Source organism: Pseudoduganella lutea (genome assembly GCF_004209755.1).
Taxonomy (GTDB): domain Bacteria; phylum Pseudomonadota; class Gammaproteobacteria; order Burkholderiales; family Burkholderiaceae_D; genus Rugamonas; species Rugamonas lutea.
The window spans coordinates 4,805,534-4,820,626 of record NZ_CP035913.1 but is presented as its reverse complement, the minus strand read 5'-3'; the positions used below and the strand labels follow the sequence as shown (position 1 = coordinate 4,820,626).

Annotated in this window: 14 protein-coding genes; 5 read left to right on the top strand and 9 right to left on the bottom strand. The window is 64.0% G+C overall.

The genetic code is table 11. The features are described 5' to 3' along the window. Positions 1–2: 2 nt before the first annotated feature. The 3 genes from sdhD to EWM63_RS20560 form a co-directional block, all read right to left on the bottom strand. Complete coding sequence (gene sdhD / locus EWM63_RS20570) at positions 3–365, bottom strand: succinate dehydrogenase, hydrophobic membrane anchor protein (RefSeq protein ID WP_130188206.1); 363 nt, start codon at positions 363–365, stop codon at positions 3–5. 1 nt (position 366) lies between these two features. Further along, on the bottom strand, positions 367–789 hold the full coding sequence (sdhC, locus tag EWM63_RS20565; RefSeq protein ID WP_130188205.1) for a succinate dehydrogenase, cytochrome b556 subunit: 423 nt from the start codon (positions 787–789) through the stop codon (positions 367–369). Positions 790–1,053: 264 nt separating this feature from the next. Then, the gene (locus EWM63_RS20560; RefSeq protein WP_130188204.1) at positions 1,054–1,899 is read right to left on the bottom strand and encodes a GntR family transcriptional regulator; all 846 of its coding nucleotides are present in this window, start codon (positions 1,897–1,899) and stop codon (positions 1,054–1,056) included. Positions 1,900–2,321: 422 nt separating this feature from the next. On the opposite strand from EWM63_RS20560, the gene EWM63_RS20555 reads away from it, so the two are divergent. The 5 genes from EWM63_RS20555 to EWM63_RS20535 all read left to right on the top strand — a co-directional run bounded on the left by EWM63_RS20555 (position 2,322) and on the right by EWM63_RS20535 (position 9,378). After that, positions 2,322–3,311 carry a malate dehydrogenase gene (locus EWM63_RS20555; protein ID WP_130188203.1) on the top strand — a complete coding sequence of 330 codons (990 nt, stop codon included), beginning with the start codon at positions 2,322–2,324 and terminating at the stop codon, positions 3,309–3,311. A 98-nt stretch (positions 3,312–3,409) separates the two neighbouring features. Next, positions 3,410–4,411, top strand: a complete 1,002-nt coding sequence (locus EWM63_RS20550) for an HpcH/HpaI aldolase/citrate lyase family protein (RefSeq protein WP_130188202.1) — start codon at positions 3,410–3,412, stop codon at positions 4,409–4,411. Further along, positions 4,411–5,025: an MliC family protein gene (locus tag EWM63_RS20545; protein WP_229487397.1), complete on the top strand. Its 615-nt coding sequence runs from the start codon at positions 4,411–4,413 to the stop codon at positions 5,023–5,025. Before EWM63_RS20550 ends, EWM63_RS20545 begins: the two co-directional genes overlap by 1 nt. A gap of 81 nt (positions 5,026–5,106) precedes the next feature. Further along, positions 5,107–7,818 (top strand): aconitate hydratase AcnA, encoded by a 2,712-nt coding sequence (gene acnA / locus EWM63_RS20540; RefSeq protein WP_130188201.1) that lies wholly within the window; start codon positions 5,107–5,109, stop codon positions 7,816–7,818. Positions 7,819–8,112: 294 nt separating this feature from the next. Next, positions 8,113–9,378, top strand: a complete 1,266-nt coding sequence (locus EWM63_RS20535) for a DUF2863 family protein (RefSeq protein ID WP_130188200.1) — start codon at positions 8,113–8,115, stop codon at positions 9,376–9,378. Positions 9,379–9,437: 59 nt separating this feature from the next. On the opposite strand, the gene EWM63_RS20530 is transcribed toward EWM63_RS20535, so the two are convergent. The 6 genes from EWM63_RS20530 to EWM63_RS32955 form a co-directional block, all read right to left on the bottom strand. Beyond that, positions 9,438–9,785, bottom strand: coding sequence for a hypothetical protein (locus EWM63_RS20530; RefSeq protein WP_130188199.1), 348 nt, complete (start codon positions 9,783–9,785; stop codon positions 9,438–9,440). Positions 9,786–9,790: 5 nt separating this feature from the next. Continuing rightward, entirely contained in the window at positions 9,791–10,222 is a 432-nt protein-coding gene (locus EWM63_RS20525) for a hypothetical protein (RefSeq protein ID WP_130188198.1), read from the bottom strand. A gap of 199 nt (positions 10,223–10,421) precedes the next feature. Then, positions 10,422–10,898, bottom strand: coding sequence for a CYTH domain-containing protein (locus tag EWM63_RS20520; protein WP_130188197.1), 477 nt, complete (start codon positions 10,896–10,898; stop codon positions 10,422–10,424). Then, entirely contained in the window at positions 10,898–12,022 is a 1,125-nt protein-coding gene (locus EWM63_RS20515) for a M14 family metallopeptidase (protein ID WP_130188196.1), read from the bottom strand. Before EWM63_RS20515 ends, EWM63_RS20520 begins: the two co-directional genes overlap by 1 nt. 193 nt (positions 12,023–12,215) lie before the next feature. Further along, a complete protein-coding gene (locus tag EWM63_RS20510) occupies positions 12,216–13,679 on the bottom strand; it encodes a catalase (protein WP_130188195.1) in 1,464 nt (487 codons plus the stop codon). Between the two features lie 122 nt (positions 13,680–13,801). Beyond that, entirely contained in the window at positions 13,802–15,052 is a 1,251-nt protein-coding gene (locus EWM63_RS32955) for a DUF4214 domain-containing protein (RefSeq protein ID WP_165390875.1), read from the bottom strand. Positions 15,053–15,093: the final 41 nt, after the last annotated feature.

Below are 15,093 nucleotides of genomic sequence, written 5' to 3'. Positions count from 1 at the left end.
ATTTACACACTCCAGAGGATCTGCACCGACCACACGGCGCACGCGATCAGCCACATGGCTGACGCGGTTTGAATGAGGAAGCGAACGCCCACGTTCTTGATGTAGTCCTGGTAGACGGAAACGACGCCGACCCAGGCGTGATAGAACAGGCCGATCAGCGTGGCCAGCGTGAACAGCTTGAACCACGTCTGCGCGAACAGGCCGGCCCAGCCCTCATACGAGAAGTTATTGCCAGTCAGGAAAGCGCCCAGCAGCACGACGGTGTACACCACCATCACGATGGCGGTGGCGCGCTGCGCGAGGAATTCGCCCAGGCCGTAGTGGGCGCCGACGACGAGGCGCTTTGGTCCGATATTGTTTTTCATCTCAGAACACTCCGAACAGTTTCAGGGCGACCAGCAGGGTCACGACCAGACTGATGATCAGCACGACGACCGACGTCTTGCGGGCCGAATCCTTGTCCAGGCCCACGTGCGTGTCCATCACCAGGTGGCGGATGCCGGCGCAGAAGTGGTGCATGTAGCCCCACACCATGGCCAGGATCACCAGCTTCGTGAACGGATGCTGGGCGATGCCCTGGAAGTGCGCGAAGGAGATCTCGGAGCGGATGCTTTCCTGCAGCAGGTACAGGATGAACGGCAGCAGCACGAACAGCAGCATGCCGCTGATGCGGTGCAGGATCGACACGATCGCCGACAACGGCATGCGGTACTGGCCCAGTTCACCGATGTGGATGTTGCGGTATTCCCGACGCGGCTTGCGCGTGGGATCCTTGATGGCTTCAGACATGGCTTACCTCCCCTTTGAGAATGCTTATATGTGCATCGCATGGTCGCCGCAACGGATCGATCCCTTGCTCATCTGCGGCTTATCTGCCGCTTATTTACTGTCTATTTGGCGCAACTTTGCCTAAAGACAATGATGAGACTGCGATTCTGACCCATTCCCCCACAACGACCAATATCTATTCTTACATATCACCAAATTTTTGCTGCACTGCTCCATTCGTTTGCGCTACCCATCAATTTTTCGGGTGCAAACCGCGACAAATCGTCAATTCAAATCATTCTGGTAATGGTGGCGGCTCGTCAGGTACAGGCCGCGGCGCAGCTCGACCGGTTTGTCGCCATACGTAAACGACACCCGTTCGGCCGAAAGAAGGGGCGAGCCCGGCTCCACATGGAGCAGCGCGGCATCTTCGGCGCCAGCCAGCACGGCGCGCACTTTTTCGTCGGCGCGGATCATCCGCGTGCCGAATTCCGATTCGAACAGGCCGTACATCGGGCCCTTGTATTCGGACAGCCGCTCGGCCGTCAGGCCCTTGAACAGCTGGCCGGGCAGCCACAGTTCCTCGACGATCGTGGGCACGCCGTCGAATGACTGCACCCGCTTGATGTACACGGTGGCGTCGCCGGTTTTCATGTCCAGCAGGCGCGCCACGTCCGCCGGGGCGCGCAGGCGCTTCACTTCGAGGAAGCGGCTTTCGGGGTAATGCGGCTGCCCTTCGTCGGGGCGCAGCCGCAGGAAACGGATATGGGCGCGCGCCTCGTGATGGGTGGACACGAACGTGCCCTTGCCCTGCCGGCGCATCACCAGGTTGTCCGCCGCCAGTTCGTCGATCGCCTTGCGCACGGTGCCCTGGCTGACCTTGTAGCGGTTGGCCAGTTCCACTTCGCTGGGAATCATTTCGCCCGGCTTCCACTCGCCCGACTGCAGGCTCTGCGTGATCAGTGCCTTGATCTGCTGGTACAGCGGAGAAAACGTTGGAGCGGGCGCGGTCGGAGCAGAGGCGGCGCTCCCGGCAGGTGCATGCGTGTTCGGGGTCGCGCCCGCTGCCGGCACAGCCGGCGCGTTCGCACTGCTGCCTGGGCTGGGCTGGTTGGGCGTGACGGGATTCATAGACCGCGATTTCACCACAAAAGGAACTGTCCGTCCAGTAATAAACCTACTAAGTTATATGTCTTATATAAGACATAAGATAGCATTGACAGAAGGCTTCTACAAGCCTACACTCGCCGTCGATGTTATTCCGGGCGACGCTCCGATGGCGCACCGGACGGGATGACATACAGGCCCAACCGCAGGCGATGTTTGGCGAACCTCGGGTGAAACCCGGGCGCGCCCCGGGTGAAATTCAGGCGAAGTTCGTCGAAATACACCCGCAAGGCTGAGCCTTTGCAAGGAACGAATTTGGTATCATTGCAGTTTTACCAGTTGACCGCTGTTTCGGCGCGGCGCCGGTAAGGTTCTGCAACCGGGTCCTGCAACAAGGTCCTGCAACCCAGATCCGTCAGCTTCTTTATTCCACTTGGAGATTCATCATGGCTAAAACCCCAATGCGTGTTGCCGTTACCGGCGCTGCCGGCCAGATCGGCTATTCCCTGCTGTTCCGCATCGCCAACGGCGACATGCTGGGCAAAGACCAGCCGGTCATCCTGCAACTGCTCGAGATCGACAACGAAAAGGCACAGAAGGCGCTGAAGGGCGTCATGATGGAAATCGACGACTGCGCGTTCCCGCTGCTGGAAGGCATGACTGCGCACTCCGACCCGCTGACCGCCTTCAAGGATGTCGACGTGGCCCTGCTGGTCGGCGCGCGTCCGCGCGGCCCGGGCATGGAGCGCAAGGATCTGCTGGAAGCCAACGCGCAGATCTTCACGGTGCAGGGCAAGGCGCTGGACGCCGTCGCTTCGCGCAACGTGAAAGTGCTGGTGGTGGGCAACCCTGCCAACACGAACGCCTACATCGCGATGAAATCGGCACCGAACCTGCCGGCCAAGAACTTCACCGCCATGCTGCGCCTGGACCACAACCGCGCACTGTCGCAAGTGGCACAGAAGACCGGCAAGCAGGTCAAGGACATCGAGAAGCTGACCGTGTGGGGCAACCACTCGCCGACGATGTACGCCGACTACCGCTTCGCCACCGTGAACGGCGAATCCGTCAAGGACCTGATCAACGACCAGGAATGGAACGCCAACACGTTCCTGCCGACCGTGGGCAAGCGCGGCGCCGCCATCATCGAAGCGCGCGGCCTGTCGTCGGCCGCATCGGCAGCCAACGCCGCCATCGACCACGTGCGTGACTGGGTGCTGGGCACCAACGGCAAGTGGACCACGATGGGCGTGCCGTCCGACGGTTCCTACGGCATCCCCGAAGGCACGATGTTCGGTTTCCCGGTCACCACCGAGAACGGCGAATACACGATCGTCCAGGGCCTGGAAATCGACGAATTCTCCCAGGAACGCATCAACCTCACGCTGAAGGAACTGACCGAAGAGCGTGAAGGCGTGAAGCACCTGCTGCCGTAATCATCTCCCCCGTGGAACCGGTTCGATCACCGCTCCACACCGGTCGCCGCGCTGCCGTTTCCGGCCGCGCGGCGGTCCCTTCATCCGGAACATCCACGATGCATCCATCCGAGGTCTTATTCCAGGGCGAACGCCAGCCGCTGATGCTGCCAGCCTGCGATCATTACGCCGGCTCCGAAAAGCTGATGCGCAAATCGATGGCCCTGCAACAAGAGCTTGGTCCCGTATTCGACATCACGTTCGACTGCGAGGACGGCGCCGCCGCCGGCAACGAGGAAGCGCATGCGCAGCTCGTCGCCAGCCTGGTCAACGCCGCCGACAACAAATTCAACCGCATCGGCGCCCGCGTGCACGACGTGTCGAGCCCGCATTTCGCGCGCGACATCGAGATCATCGTCGGTGCCGCCGCCAGCCGCCTTGCCTACATCGTGCTGCCGAAGCCCGACAGTGTGCAGGACGTCATGAAGGCCATCGACGTCATCAACCAGCACGCCGTGAAGGCTGGCCGGGAGAATCTGCCGGTGCACGTGCTGATCGAAACGCACGGCGCGCTGCGCGGCGCGTTCGCGATCGCCGCCCTCCCCCAGGTCGAATGCCTGTCGTTCGGCATCATGGACTTTGTTTCCAGCCACTATGGCGCGATTCCCGCCAACGCGATGCGCACGCCGAACCAGTTCGTGCACCCGCTGGTGGTGCGCGCCAAGCTGGAAATGGCGGCCGCCTGCCATGCGCACGGCAAGGTGCCGTCGCATAACGTCACCACCGACATCAAGGATTCGGCCGTGGTGGCCAACGACGCCCAGCGTGCGCTGGCCGAATTCGGCTACACGCGCATGTGGAGCATCCACCCCAGCCAGATCAAGCCGATCATCAAGGCTTTCGCGCCGCGGCTTTCCGAAGTGAATGAGGCGGCGGCGATCCTGGGCGAAGCGGCAAAGGCGAACTGGGGGCCGATCAGCCAGCATGGCCGCTTGCACGACCGCGCGAGCTATCGCTACTATTGGACGATACTGCAGCGCGCGAAGCTGGCGGGCCTGAATCTGCCGGAGGCGGCCAGCGCGCTGTTGGAGCCGCAACCCAACGCAACGGAAAACACCTAATGTCCATCCTGAAATTCATCGCCGCCAGCGGCGCCGCGTGGGCGCTGGCCTGCGCCCCCGCGGCCCATGCCGCCGTCGAGACCGCGAAGCCGAAAGCGGAAGCCAAGAAAAAGGCGGCGGCCAAGCCATCCAAGGCAAAGTCCGGCGCAAAGTCGAAAGCCAAGCCGGCCCCCGTGGCGCCGGCCGTGCCCGATCCCGAGGCGGACGAACCCGACGTGCTCGGCTCCGCCGTGGTCGACTACGACTGCGAGCTTGGCAACAAAGTTACGCTCTACCAGAACGCTGGCGACGAAAGCCATGTCGCACTGCGCTGGAAAACCCGGCTGCACCGCCTCACGCGCGTGGCCACCACGACGGGTGCGCAGCGCTTCGAGAACAAGCATTATGGGCTGATCTGGATCGGCATTCCCGCCAAGGGCATGCTGCTCGATTCAAAGAAGAATCGCCAGCTGGCCAACGAATGCCGCAATGCCGAGCAGCTGAACCCGGCCGACGTACCGGCGCAGGCCCCGGCGGTCATCGAAGCGGCCGTCGACAAGCCAGCGTCGCCGGCCCCGGCAACGTCGGCGGGTGTCGTGCCCACGGCGCCGGATGCGCCCAAGACCCATATGTAACGCTGTGATAAAGAACAGTGCAGTAATGAACAGCAGTACCCTCGATCAATAATGAAACGACGCCCACCTGAAGGAGAGGTTATGTCTAGCAACACTTTTAACACGCTCAAGGATTTCCCGATTTCCGGCAAAACCAAGGGCAAGCTGTACTCCCTGCCCGCGCTGGAACAGGCCCTGGGCGCCAAGATCTCCCGTCTGCCGGTGTCGATCCGCGTGGTGCTCGAATCCGTGCTGCGTAACTGCGACGGCAAGAAAGTCACCGAAGAACACGTGAAGCAGCTGGCCAACTGGGGCCCGACCGCGGACCGCACGGACGAGATCCCGTTCGTCGTCGCCCGCGTGGTGCTGCAGGACTTCACCGGCGTGCCGCTGCTGGCCGACCTGGCCGCGATGCGCAACGTCGCCTACAAGCAGGGCGCGAACCCGAAGAAGATCGAGCCGCTGGTGCCGGTCGACCTGGTCGTCGACCACTCGGTCACGATCGACCACTTCCGCGAGCCGGGCGCGCTGGACCTGAACATGAAGCTGGAATTCTCGCGCAACAACGAGCGCTACCAGTTCATGAAGTGGGGCATGCAGGCCTTCGACACGTTCGGCGTGGTGCCGCCGGGCTTCGGCATCGTCCACCAGGTCAACCTGGAATACCTGGCGCGCGGCGTGCACAACAACAACGGCGTGTACTACCCGGATTCGCTGGTGGGCACCGACTCGCACACCACGATGATCAACGGTATCGGCGTGGTGGGCTGGGGCGTGGGCGGCATCGAGGCGGAAGCCGGCATGCTGGGCCAGCCCGTGTACTTCCTGACGCCGGACGTGATCGGCGTGAACCTGACCGGCCGCCTGCGCGAAGGCTGCACCGCGACCGACTTGGTGCTGACCATCACCGAACTGCTGCGTAAAGAAAAGGTCGTCGGCAAGTTCGTCGAATTCTTCGGCGAAGGCACCGAGTCGCTGTCCGTGACGGACCGCGCCACCATCGGCAACATGGCACCGGAATACGGCGCCACGATGGGCTTCTTCCCGGTCGACGACAAGACCATCGAATACTTCGAAGGCACCGGCCGCACGCCGGAAGAAATCGCCGCGTTCCAGGCCTACTTCAAGGCCCAGGGCATGTATGGCGTGGCCAAGGCCGGCGAACTCGATTTCACCCGCGAAGTGAACCTGGACCTGTCGACGGTCACGCCGTCGCTGGCCGGCCCGAAGCGCCCGCAGGACCGTATCGAGATCGGCAACGTGAAGTCCACCTTCACCGACCTGTTCTCCAAGCCGACCACGCAGAACGGCTTCAACAAGAACCCGGCTGACCTGACCACCACGTACGAAACGACGAACAACGTGCAGGTGAAGAACGGCGACATCCTGATCGCCGCCATCACCTCGTGCACCAACACGTCGAACCCGAGCGTGCTGCTGGCCGCCGGCCTGCTGGCCAAGAAAGCCGTGGAAGCCGGCCTGACCGTGGCACCGCACATCAAGTCGTCGCTGGCCCCCGGCTCGCGCGTCGTCACCGAATACCTGGAAGCGGCCGGCCTGCTGCCTTACCTGGACAAGCTGGGCTTCGGCGTAACCGCCTACGGCTGCACGACCTGCATCGGCAATGCGGGCGACCTGACCCCGGAACTGAACGCGGCGATCACCACCAACGACATCGTGGCCGCGGCCGTGCTGTCCGGTAACCGTAACTTCGAAGCGCGTATCCACCCGAACATCCGCGCCAATTTCCTGGCCTCGCCACCGCTGGTCGTCGCCTACGCGATCGCTGGCAACGTGACGCGCGACCTGATGACCGAGCCGGTCGGCAAGGGCACGGGCGGCCGCGATGTGTACCTGGGCGACATCTGGCCGACCTCGGCCGAGATCGAATCGCTGATGAAGTTCGCGATGAACTCGGAAGTGTTCAAGGCCAACTACGCCCAGGTGAAGAGCAACCCGGGCAAGCTGTGGGAAGCCGTGTCGTCCGTCGAAGGCCAGGTCTACAACTGGCCGGAGTCGACCTACATCGCCGAGCCGCCATTCTTCGAGAACTTCGAAATGACGCCGCCGGTCTCCGACAACGCCAACATCACCGGCGCGCGCGCACTGGGCGTGTTCGGCGACTCGATCACCACCGACCACATTTCCCCGGCCGGCTCGATCAAGGAAGATGGCCCGGCAGGCAAGTGGCTGAAGGAAAACGGCGTGATGAAGGCCGACTTCAACTCCTACGGTTCGCGCCGCGGCAACCACGAGATCATGATGCGCGGCACGTTCGCCAACGTGCGCATCAAGAACAAGATGATCCCGCCGAAAGCCGACGGTTCCGCGGTGGAAGGCGGCATCACGATCCACCAGCCGTCCGGCGAACAGCTGTCGATCTACGACGCGGCCATGAAGTACGTGGCCGAAGGCACCCCGACGATGATCTTCGGCGGCGAGGAATACGGCACCGGTTCGTCGCGCGACTGGGCGGCGAAGGGCACCCAGCTGCTGGGCGTGAAGGCCGTGATCACCCGTTCGTTCGAACGTATCCACCGCTCGAACCTGGTGGGCATGGGCGTGCTGCCGCTGCAATTCATCGGCAACGACAGCGTGGAATCGCTGGGCATCACCGGCAAGGAAACCTACGACCTGCTCGGCCTGGAAGGCGAGATCAAGCCGCAGCAACTGGCCACCCTGGTGATCACCCGCGAAGACGGCTCGAAGCAGGAAGCCACCGTGCTGCTGCGCATCGACACGCCGATCGAAGTGGACTACTACAAGCATGGCGGCATCCTGCCGTTCGTGCTGCGCCAGCTGCTGGCCGCGTAAGCGCCAGCCGCTCCGCCAAAACGCCGGGTTTTCCCGGCGTTTTTTTATTGCCCGGAAATCGCCTGGTGTCGGACACCTTTAGGTGTCGGACACCGGTTTTCCTCTAAAGCATCCACAATGTTCGAGCGAAAACCGGTGTCCGACACCATTGCATGGTGTCCGACACCAGACGCCGCCCAGGGCTCTTGCAAACATTGCCCGCCACTCATCCGTTCCGCATGCACGGACAGCCCCCGGCGAATCAACTACAATACGTTTGATAAGTTTTTCACCACTACCGAGATTGATAGCGCCATGCGTCGCCCATCCAAAGATTCATCCCAAAAATTGTCTGCCGACAGCCAGCGCCTTTCCACCCTCGCCCAGGCCGTTGGCCAGGCGGGCAGCCGTCTCGAGGAGCGCAGCTGGGAGCGTGCGCTGGACGTGCAGCTGACCAAGCTGCTGAAGACGAGCCACCAGGACACCGTCGACGCCGCCCTGAACAGCCTGTTCGCCGCCGACCTGAACGCCTACGACGTGCTGATGGACAGCGTGGAAGCCGTCAGCGAATCGACCACCTTGACGGTCGAGACGGAAGGCGCGCCGGTCCAGCACGATGTGCTGCTGGTGGCGGCGCCGATCCTGGCGTGGACCCGCTACGCGATCGCTTCCGGGCCGATTCCGGCGGACGTCCTGAACACCCTTTCGGCCCACTTCTCCGCCCACCTGCTGGCGGACGGCACGAAGCTGGCCATGGCCTCGAACCTGTTCTCGATCGACCAGCTGCCGCGCACGCATGCGGAAACGTATGCCAAGATGCACAAGCTGGCGCAAGCTGCCGTAAAGGGCGTGGCCGTGAAGTCGGACGTGAAGCCGCCGGAAACGGCGCCGTTCCTGGCCGACACGCGCTACCTGATCGCCGCCATCGTGGCGCCGGCCGGCGGCCCCATGTTCCGCTGGCAGATGCCGGGTGCCCACCTGCACCAGGCGGACGAACGCCGCACCGCGCTGGAAGCATGGCGCACGCAGGCCACGCCCACCGTGGCGCGCCTGCTGCCCGGCTGCGGCATCGAACTGCTGCTGCCGGAAGCGTATTACATGGCATGCCGCGAAGCCGACAAGCTGATCCGCCCCGTATCGATCCGCGCCGCCGTCCATTACCTGACGCACACGCTGGCCTGCGAACCGGCGGACCTGCGCGCGGTGATCGCCGGTTTCGGCGAGGAAGCGGCCGATGGCCAGGTGGACGAGTACCGCGTGGCCTTCACGCGCCGCTCGGATACCGACGTGATCTATGGCGTCGTCTGGCCGCTGTATGGCCAGGAGGACGAGGAAGGCACGCCACCCGAAGGCCCGCTGGCGGGCGGCCTGGCGAACCTGCTGCAGCCACGCACGCCGGTCGAGGAAATCGTCGAGCACCTGAGCGCGGCCGGCGTGACCGTCGTGAAGAAGCTGTCGGAGCGCTACGTGGCCGAGTATTGCGACGATTGCGGCGCCCCGCTGTTCGCCGACCCGGCAGGTGAACTGGTGCATGCCGAAATGCCGGAAGATGCGCCGGCCGGCACCGAACATTTCCACTGATCGGCTGCGCCCATAAAAAACCTCGCTTGCGCGAGGTTTTTTTTTCGCCCGGCGGAACGTCAGCGCGTCATGTTGCTGTTGCCCGAAGTATTGTTGCCGTTGCCGGCCTTGCGGGTGTCCGCGTTCGGGTTGCCATGGCCGGACGTGTCGTCCGGCGCGGCCTTGTCCCGCCCTGCCCGGTTTGCCGTGCTGCCCAGGGGCGCCGGGTCCCTGCCGGGCACGGGGCGCACCTTGTCGTTCGTCTTCGGCGCTGTGGGCGCGGCCTTGCGCTTGGCTGAACTGCTGTTGGCGTCGGCATCCTGCAAGCCCACGCTGCCCGGCTTGTTCTTCAGCGCATCGCCAACGGTCGATTGGGCGGCGGCGCCGGCCGCCACAGCCAGCCCCAGTGCCAGGATGAGCGCACGCATGGCAATCAGCGCTTCAGCGAACCGGCCGAATTGCTTTCCGTGCCGGAATTGCTGCCGCTGTTCGAGCCGTTGCTGGTACCGCTATTGATGCCCGTGCCGGTCGCGCCACCGGTGGTGCCCGTGTTGGCGCCGCCGCTGGTACCGCTTTCGGTGCGGGTGGCACCCATGCCCTGGCCCGGCGTGCCGGCCGCCTGGCTGCCGGTCGTGGTGCCCCCGGTGGACGCACCGGATGACGTGCCGGAGCTGGCGCCCGTTTCCTTGCCACTATGCTTGCTGCCGTGCTTCTTCGAGGTCGATTTCTTCGTGTCGCCGGACGTGGCCTGGTTGCTGGAAGCGCCCTGCGTGCGTTGCGGGTCGGTCGAGTTGCTCTGGCCGCTCTGGGCGTAAGCGGCGGTGGCCATCGTGGCGAGGACTGCTGCGATCAAGGTTTTGCGCATGGTGATGCTCCTGTCATTGGTCGGCACGGTCCCAGTGACCGTGGACGACAAGATTAGCGTTTTCGCCACGCATGCAGCATCGGCGCCCGTATCGTCGACCGGTCGGAGGGTTCCTACCTCTCTCGACAATAAGAGCGCCTGACAAACCCGCAACGGCCGCGTTGCACCGTCTCGCCATGTAGGCGTACCGAGCGCCGTTTCACCACTGCGAATACGGATGACCGATCAGGTTCGAGTTCAGGTAGCGCTTGTCGTGCGTGACCTCGGCACCCACCCAGTCCGGCTTGTCGAACACCGTGTCCTCGGCCGGCAGTTCGATCTCCGCCACCACGAGGCCCGCGTTCACGCCGAGGAACTCGTCCACTTCCCACACGAACCCGGCAAAGGGAATGCGGCGCCGGTATTTCTCGATGATCGGCTGTTCGCACAGCCGGTCGAGGAACTCGGTGGCATCGGCCATCGGCAGCGGATATTCCCACTCGCCGCGCGACACGCCAACCGCCTTGCTCTTGATCGTCATGACGGCGTGGTCCCCTTCGATGCGCACGCGCACCACGCGTTCGGGATGCGACGACAGGTAGCCCTGGCGCAGCAGTACGGGTTGAACATGCGGCTCGCCCTCCTTCAGCCAGCCGTCGCCCTGCACGAGGAATTTGCGTTCGATCTCGATGCCCATCAGTTGTCCAGTGAAAGAAGGATCGGTTGCAGGATCGCGGCGCCCAGCGCGGCGCTGCGCGCGCCGTTCCAGCCCACGTGCGGCACGGGCAGGTCGGCGTTGTCCTTGAACGGCATTTCCAGTGTCAGCGACAGGCAGCCGAAGTGGTGGCCCACGTACTTCGACGCCAGCGTCAGCACGTCCGCCTTGTACTTGCTGACCGGGTAGCCGACCGCATCCTGGAAGTCCGGACTGGCATCCTTGTAGCGCCCGATGAACGCCTTCTGCGCCGCGGCCTGCTCCGGCGTGAACGTCTCGAGCATCTCGTTGCCCGCCACGAAGTTGTACGGCAGGGCCTCGTCGCCATGGATGTCGAAGAACATGTCGACGCCGGTCTCGTGCAGCTTCTGCTTCACGCACAGCACTTCGGGCGAACGCTCCGCCGTCGGCGTCATCCATTCGCGGTTCAGGTTGGCACCCGCCGCGTTCGTGCGCAGGTTGCCGCGCACCGAGCCATCCGGGTTCATGTTCGGCACGATGTAGAACACGCAGCGCCGCAACAGCTTGCGGGCGATCGGGTTGGCATCGTCCAGCAATGCGTCGACCAGGCCTTCGATGAACCACTCGGCCATCGATTCGCCGGGGTGCTGGCGGGCGATGAACCAGATCTTCTTTTCCGCCGCCGGGTCACCGATAACGACCAGGTTCATGTCGCGGCCCTCGACGGAGGAACCCAGGTCGAGCACGCGCGCGATCGGATTCTCGGCCACTTCGCCCAGCAGGCGCAGGTGGCGTTCCCATGAATACGGTTCGAAGTAGGCGTAGTACACGCTGTCCAGGTCGGGCGTGTGGCGGATCGTCATCACTTCGCCATCGAACGATGTCGGCACGCGGAACCAGTTCTCGCCATCGTAGCTCGCCACCGCGTTGTAGTCTTCGAAGCCCTTGGCATAGGTTGCCTGGCCGGCGTTCAGGAAACGCAGGTTCAACGCCGTGCCGCGCACGCCCTGCACGCGGAAGTGGAACCACTGGTGGATGTCCGCATGCGAATCGCTGCGCAGCTTCAGCTCGATGCTGGCGGGGCTCTCCGCGCTCACGACGTCGATCGCGCCGGAGTCGAAGTTCTGACTGATTTTGATGGTCATTGGGGGATCCGTCGGGTTTGGATGGCGTTATTGTCGTCGGGTTTACGGCAAAAGGGCAAGTCCACGGAACTTGCCCTTGAAGCAGTCATACTGCCGGCTTACCCCGGAGGCAGATGCCGGGGTCGGACCCGGCGGGTCCGACCCCAGGGTTACGCCGCTGGGTTAAGAGCGCAGCCGGATCGTTGCACTCACATCAGTCGACGTTCCGGCCCCGCGCCTTCAGCGCGGCCCGCACGCCGGCGCCATAGGCCTTGTCCGCCTTGTCGAAATGCCCGAGCTGCCGCTGGATGATCTCGTCGGACACCTGCGACAGCGGTCCGGCCAGGTTGTCGAACAGGTTTTGCTGCTCGGCCGCGTCCAGCACGCGGAACAGGTTGCCCGCCTGCGTGAAGTCGTCATCGGTGCCGCGCGGGTCGTACAGCCCGGCCGGGCCGTTCACCGCCAGCGCCGGTTCGCCGTTACCCAGGCCCGTCACACCCGTACCGCCCGCCTGCACCGTGTGGTAATTCTGCTCGGCGCCGCCATTGGTGAACGCCATCGCGCCATCGCGCTGCTGGTTGTGCACGGGGCAGCGTGGCGCGTTCACCGGCAGGTACTGGTGGTTCGTGCCCACGCGGTACAGTTGCGCATCGTGATAGGCGAACAGGCGGGCCTGCAGCATCTTGTCCGGCGAGTAGCCCATGCCCGGCACCACGTTCGATGGCGACAGCGCGGCCTGCTCCACTTCGGCGTGATAGTTGACCGGATTGCGGTTCAGTTCCAGCACGCCCACCTGCTGCAGCGGGAAGTCGGCATGCGGCCACACTTTCGTGAGGTCGAACGGGTTCCAGCCGGTGCGCTGCTCCCATGCGGCCAGTTCGGCCTCGGTGGCTACCTGGATCGACACGGTCCAGCGCGGGAATTCGCCACGGGCGATCGCGTTGAACAGGTCGCGTTGCGCGTAGTCCGGGTCTGCACCGGCGAGCCGGCTCGCCTCGGCGGCGGTCAAGTTCTTGATGCCCTGCTGCGTGAGGAAGTGCCACTTCACGTACACGCGTTCGCCGGTATCGTTGATGAGGCTATAGGTGTGGCTGCCGAAGCCGTGCATGTGGCGGTAGCCATCCGGCGTGCCGCGACTGGAGAACAGCGTGGTCACCTGGTGCAGGCTTTCCGGCGCCTTGCTCCAGAAGTCGAACATCATCGTGGCCGACTTCAGATTCGTTTGCGGATCGCGCTTCTGCGTGTGGATGAAGTCCGGGAACTTGATGCCATCCTTCAGGAAGAACACGGGGGTGTTGTTGCCCACCAGGTCCCAGTTGCCTTCTTCGGTATAGAAGCGCACCGCGAAGCCGCGCGGATCGCGCTCGGTGTCGGCGCTGCCCTTTTCGCCGCCCACGGTGGAGAAGCGCAAGAACGTTTCCGTTTCCTTGCCGATCGCCGAGAACAGCTTCGCCTTGGAGAACTTCGAGATGTCGTGCGTGACGGTGAAAGTGCCATACGCGCCCGAACCCTTGGCGTGCACCACGCGCTCGGGAATGCGCTCGCGGTTGAAGTGCTGCAGCTTCTCGATCAGGTGGAAATCCTGCAGCAGCAGCGGACCACGCGAGCCGGCGCTGGCCGAGTTCTGGTTATCGGCAACGGGAATGCCGGATGCGGTGGTGATTGGCGGCTGGCTCATGATTGGCTCCTGTGTGGTGTGAACGTGAGGAAATTTTACGGCCACGCCACCCATTGGGAAAGCCAATTAATTAAATCAGCGCAATAGCTATTACTAATGGGAGATCCCGGCATCTCCCACTCTCACAGGCCAACCGTTGTAAATTGGGCATCGATTACGTCTGCCTGTCCGATCCATGCCCCCACCAGTTCGGCACGGCTGTGCGACTGCAGGTAAACCAGCCAGGTCGCGGTGCCGCTGGCGGCGGTTTCATCCAGGTCCGAGGCGGCATACAGCGCCTCGACGAATGCATCGTTCGAGAGGGAGTCGTAGCGTTCGCGGAATTCCGCCGATGCGGCAAAAGCTGCCGCCAGCTGGTCCGCCGGCATGTCCTCGCCAGCCCACCAGCCGATGCCGGCCAGGTCAGCGTCGCGGTCCAGCACCGCCTGGTACAACAAGCCCAGCGTCTCGACCTGGCCACCTTGCGTGAACGACAGGTCGACCGTGCCATCGGCGAATTCGGCCTTTTCGATGCCGGCCAGCGTGTCCGCTTCCGTACCGGCGCCCAGCACCACATGCCCGCCATCGAGCACGTGCAGGCGGTAATCGGCGGCCCGGCCGGAGAAGACGGCGGTATCGGTGCCATCGCCTCCCGCCAGCCAGTCACTGCCCGCGCCGCCTTCGAGCCGGTCGTCCCCGCTGCCCCCGATCCAGCCGTTTTCCCGCATGACCGTGTCGCTCGCAACGACGATACCGTCCGCGAACCGTGCCCGGTGCTCGCTGCCCAGGGCGAATTCCAGCAACACATCGGCGCGCGACAGCATGATGTCGCCCCTGCTGTCCAACCTGCCCATCATCGACACCCAGTAGTCCACGCCGGCATCGTCGCCCTCGCGGCCCAGTACCCGCTGGTACAGCTTCCTCACGAAAGCCAGGTCGGAAGATGTCGTATCGCCATCCGCCGTCCACTCGGCCGACATCATGATGCCTCTGGCCACGGCTTGCAGTGTGGCGCCCTGCCCGATCCAATGGTTCAGGCCCGCGATGTCCGGTGCACGGTCGAATGCCGCCTGGTAGAGCAGCGCCACCTCGGCCAGTGTTGCCTGAGGCGCCGCCAGGAATGCCAGGCCCGCGGCCCCGCCATCCAGCTCCGCCAGTGCCACCGCTTGCGCCGGGCCGGACATCGTCGCCTGGTGCGAGGCGCCCAGCGTGCCGGTACCGGCCAGCGTGAAGGTCCACATGCCGCGATCGCTGCGCCCGCCCTGCAGCATGTCGTTCCCGGCCCCGCCGGTCACCGTGTCGTTGCCGATACCGCCCGCCAGCAGCTCGGTACCGTTGGCGCTGCCAACAATGGTGTGCGCTCCTGGCGCGGCATGGTCAAGTATTGCGTTCATGGGCATCCTCGATGGTTGACGTCGGTTGGCGGATCGCGTCA

Excerpts from the sequence above, each read along its gene's own strand:
- EWM63_RS20510 (WP_130188195.1), bottom strand. The coding sequence starts at position 13,679 with ATGAGCCAGCCGCCAATCACCACCGCATCCGGCATTCCCGTTGCCGAT.
- EWM63_RS20525 (WP_130188198.1), bottom strand. The coding sequence starts at position 10,222 with ATGCGCAAAACCTTGATCGCAGCAGTCCTCGCCACGATGGCCACCGCC.
- EWM63_RS20550 (WP_130188202.1), top strand. The coding sequence starts at position 3,410 with ATGCATCCATCCGAGGTCTTATTCCAGGGCGAACGCCAGCCGCTGATG.
- EWM63_RS20555 (WP_130188203.1), top strand. The coding sequence starts at position 2,322 with ATGGCTAAAACCCCAATGCGTGTTGCCGTTACCGGCGCTGCCGGCCAG.
- acnA (WP_130188201.1), top strand. The coding sequence starts at position 5,107 with ATGTCTAGCAACACTTTTAACACGCTCAAGGATTTCCCGATTTCCGGC.
- EWM63_RS20530 (WP_130188199.1), bottom strand. The coding sequence starts at position 9,785 with ATGCGTGCGCTCATCCTGGCACTGGGGCTGGCTGTGGCGGCCGGCGCC.
- sdhD (WP_130188206.1), bottom strand. The coding sequence starts at position 365 with ATGAAAAACAATATCGGACCAAAGCGCCTCGTCGTCGGCGCCCACTAC.
- EWM63_RS20535 (WP_130188200.1), top strand. The coding sequence starts at position 8,113 with ATGCGTCGCCCATCCAAAGATTCATCCCAAAAATTGTCTGCCGACAGC.
- EWM63_RS20515 (WP_130188196.1), bottom strand. The coding sequence starts at position 12,022 with ATGACCATCAAAATCAGTCAGAACTTCGACTCCGGCGCGATCGACGTC.
- EWM63_RS20560 (WP_130188204.1), bottom strand. The coding sequence starts at position 1,899 with ATGAATCCCGTCACGCCCAACCAGCCCAGCCCAGGCAGCAGTGCGAAC.
- sdhC (WP_130188205.1), bottom strand. The coding sequence starts at position 789 with ATGTCTGAAGCCATCAAGGATCCCACGCGCAAGCCGCGTCGGGAATAC.
- EWM63_RS20520 (WP_130188197.1), bottom strand. The coding sequence starts at position 10,898 with ATGGGCATCGAGATCGAACGCAAATTCCTCGTGCAGGGCGACGGCTGG.
- EWM63_RS20545 (WP_229487397.1), top strand. The coding sequence starts at position 4,411 with ATGTCCATCCTGAAATTCATCGCCGCCAGCGGCGCCGCGTGGGCGCTG.
- EWM63_RS32955 (WP_165390875.1), bottom strand. The coding sequence starts at position 15,052 with ATGAACGCAATACTTGACCATGCCGCGCCAGGAGCGCACACCATTGTT.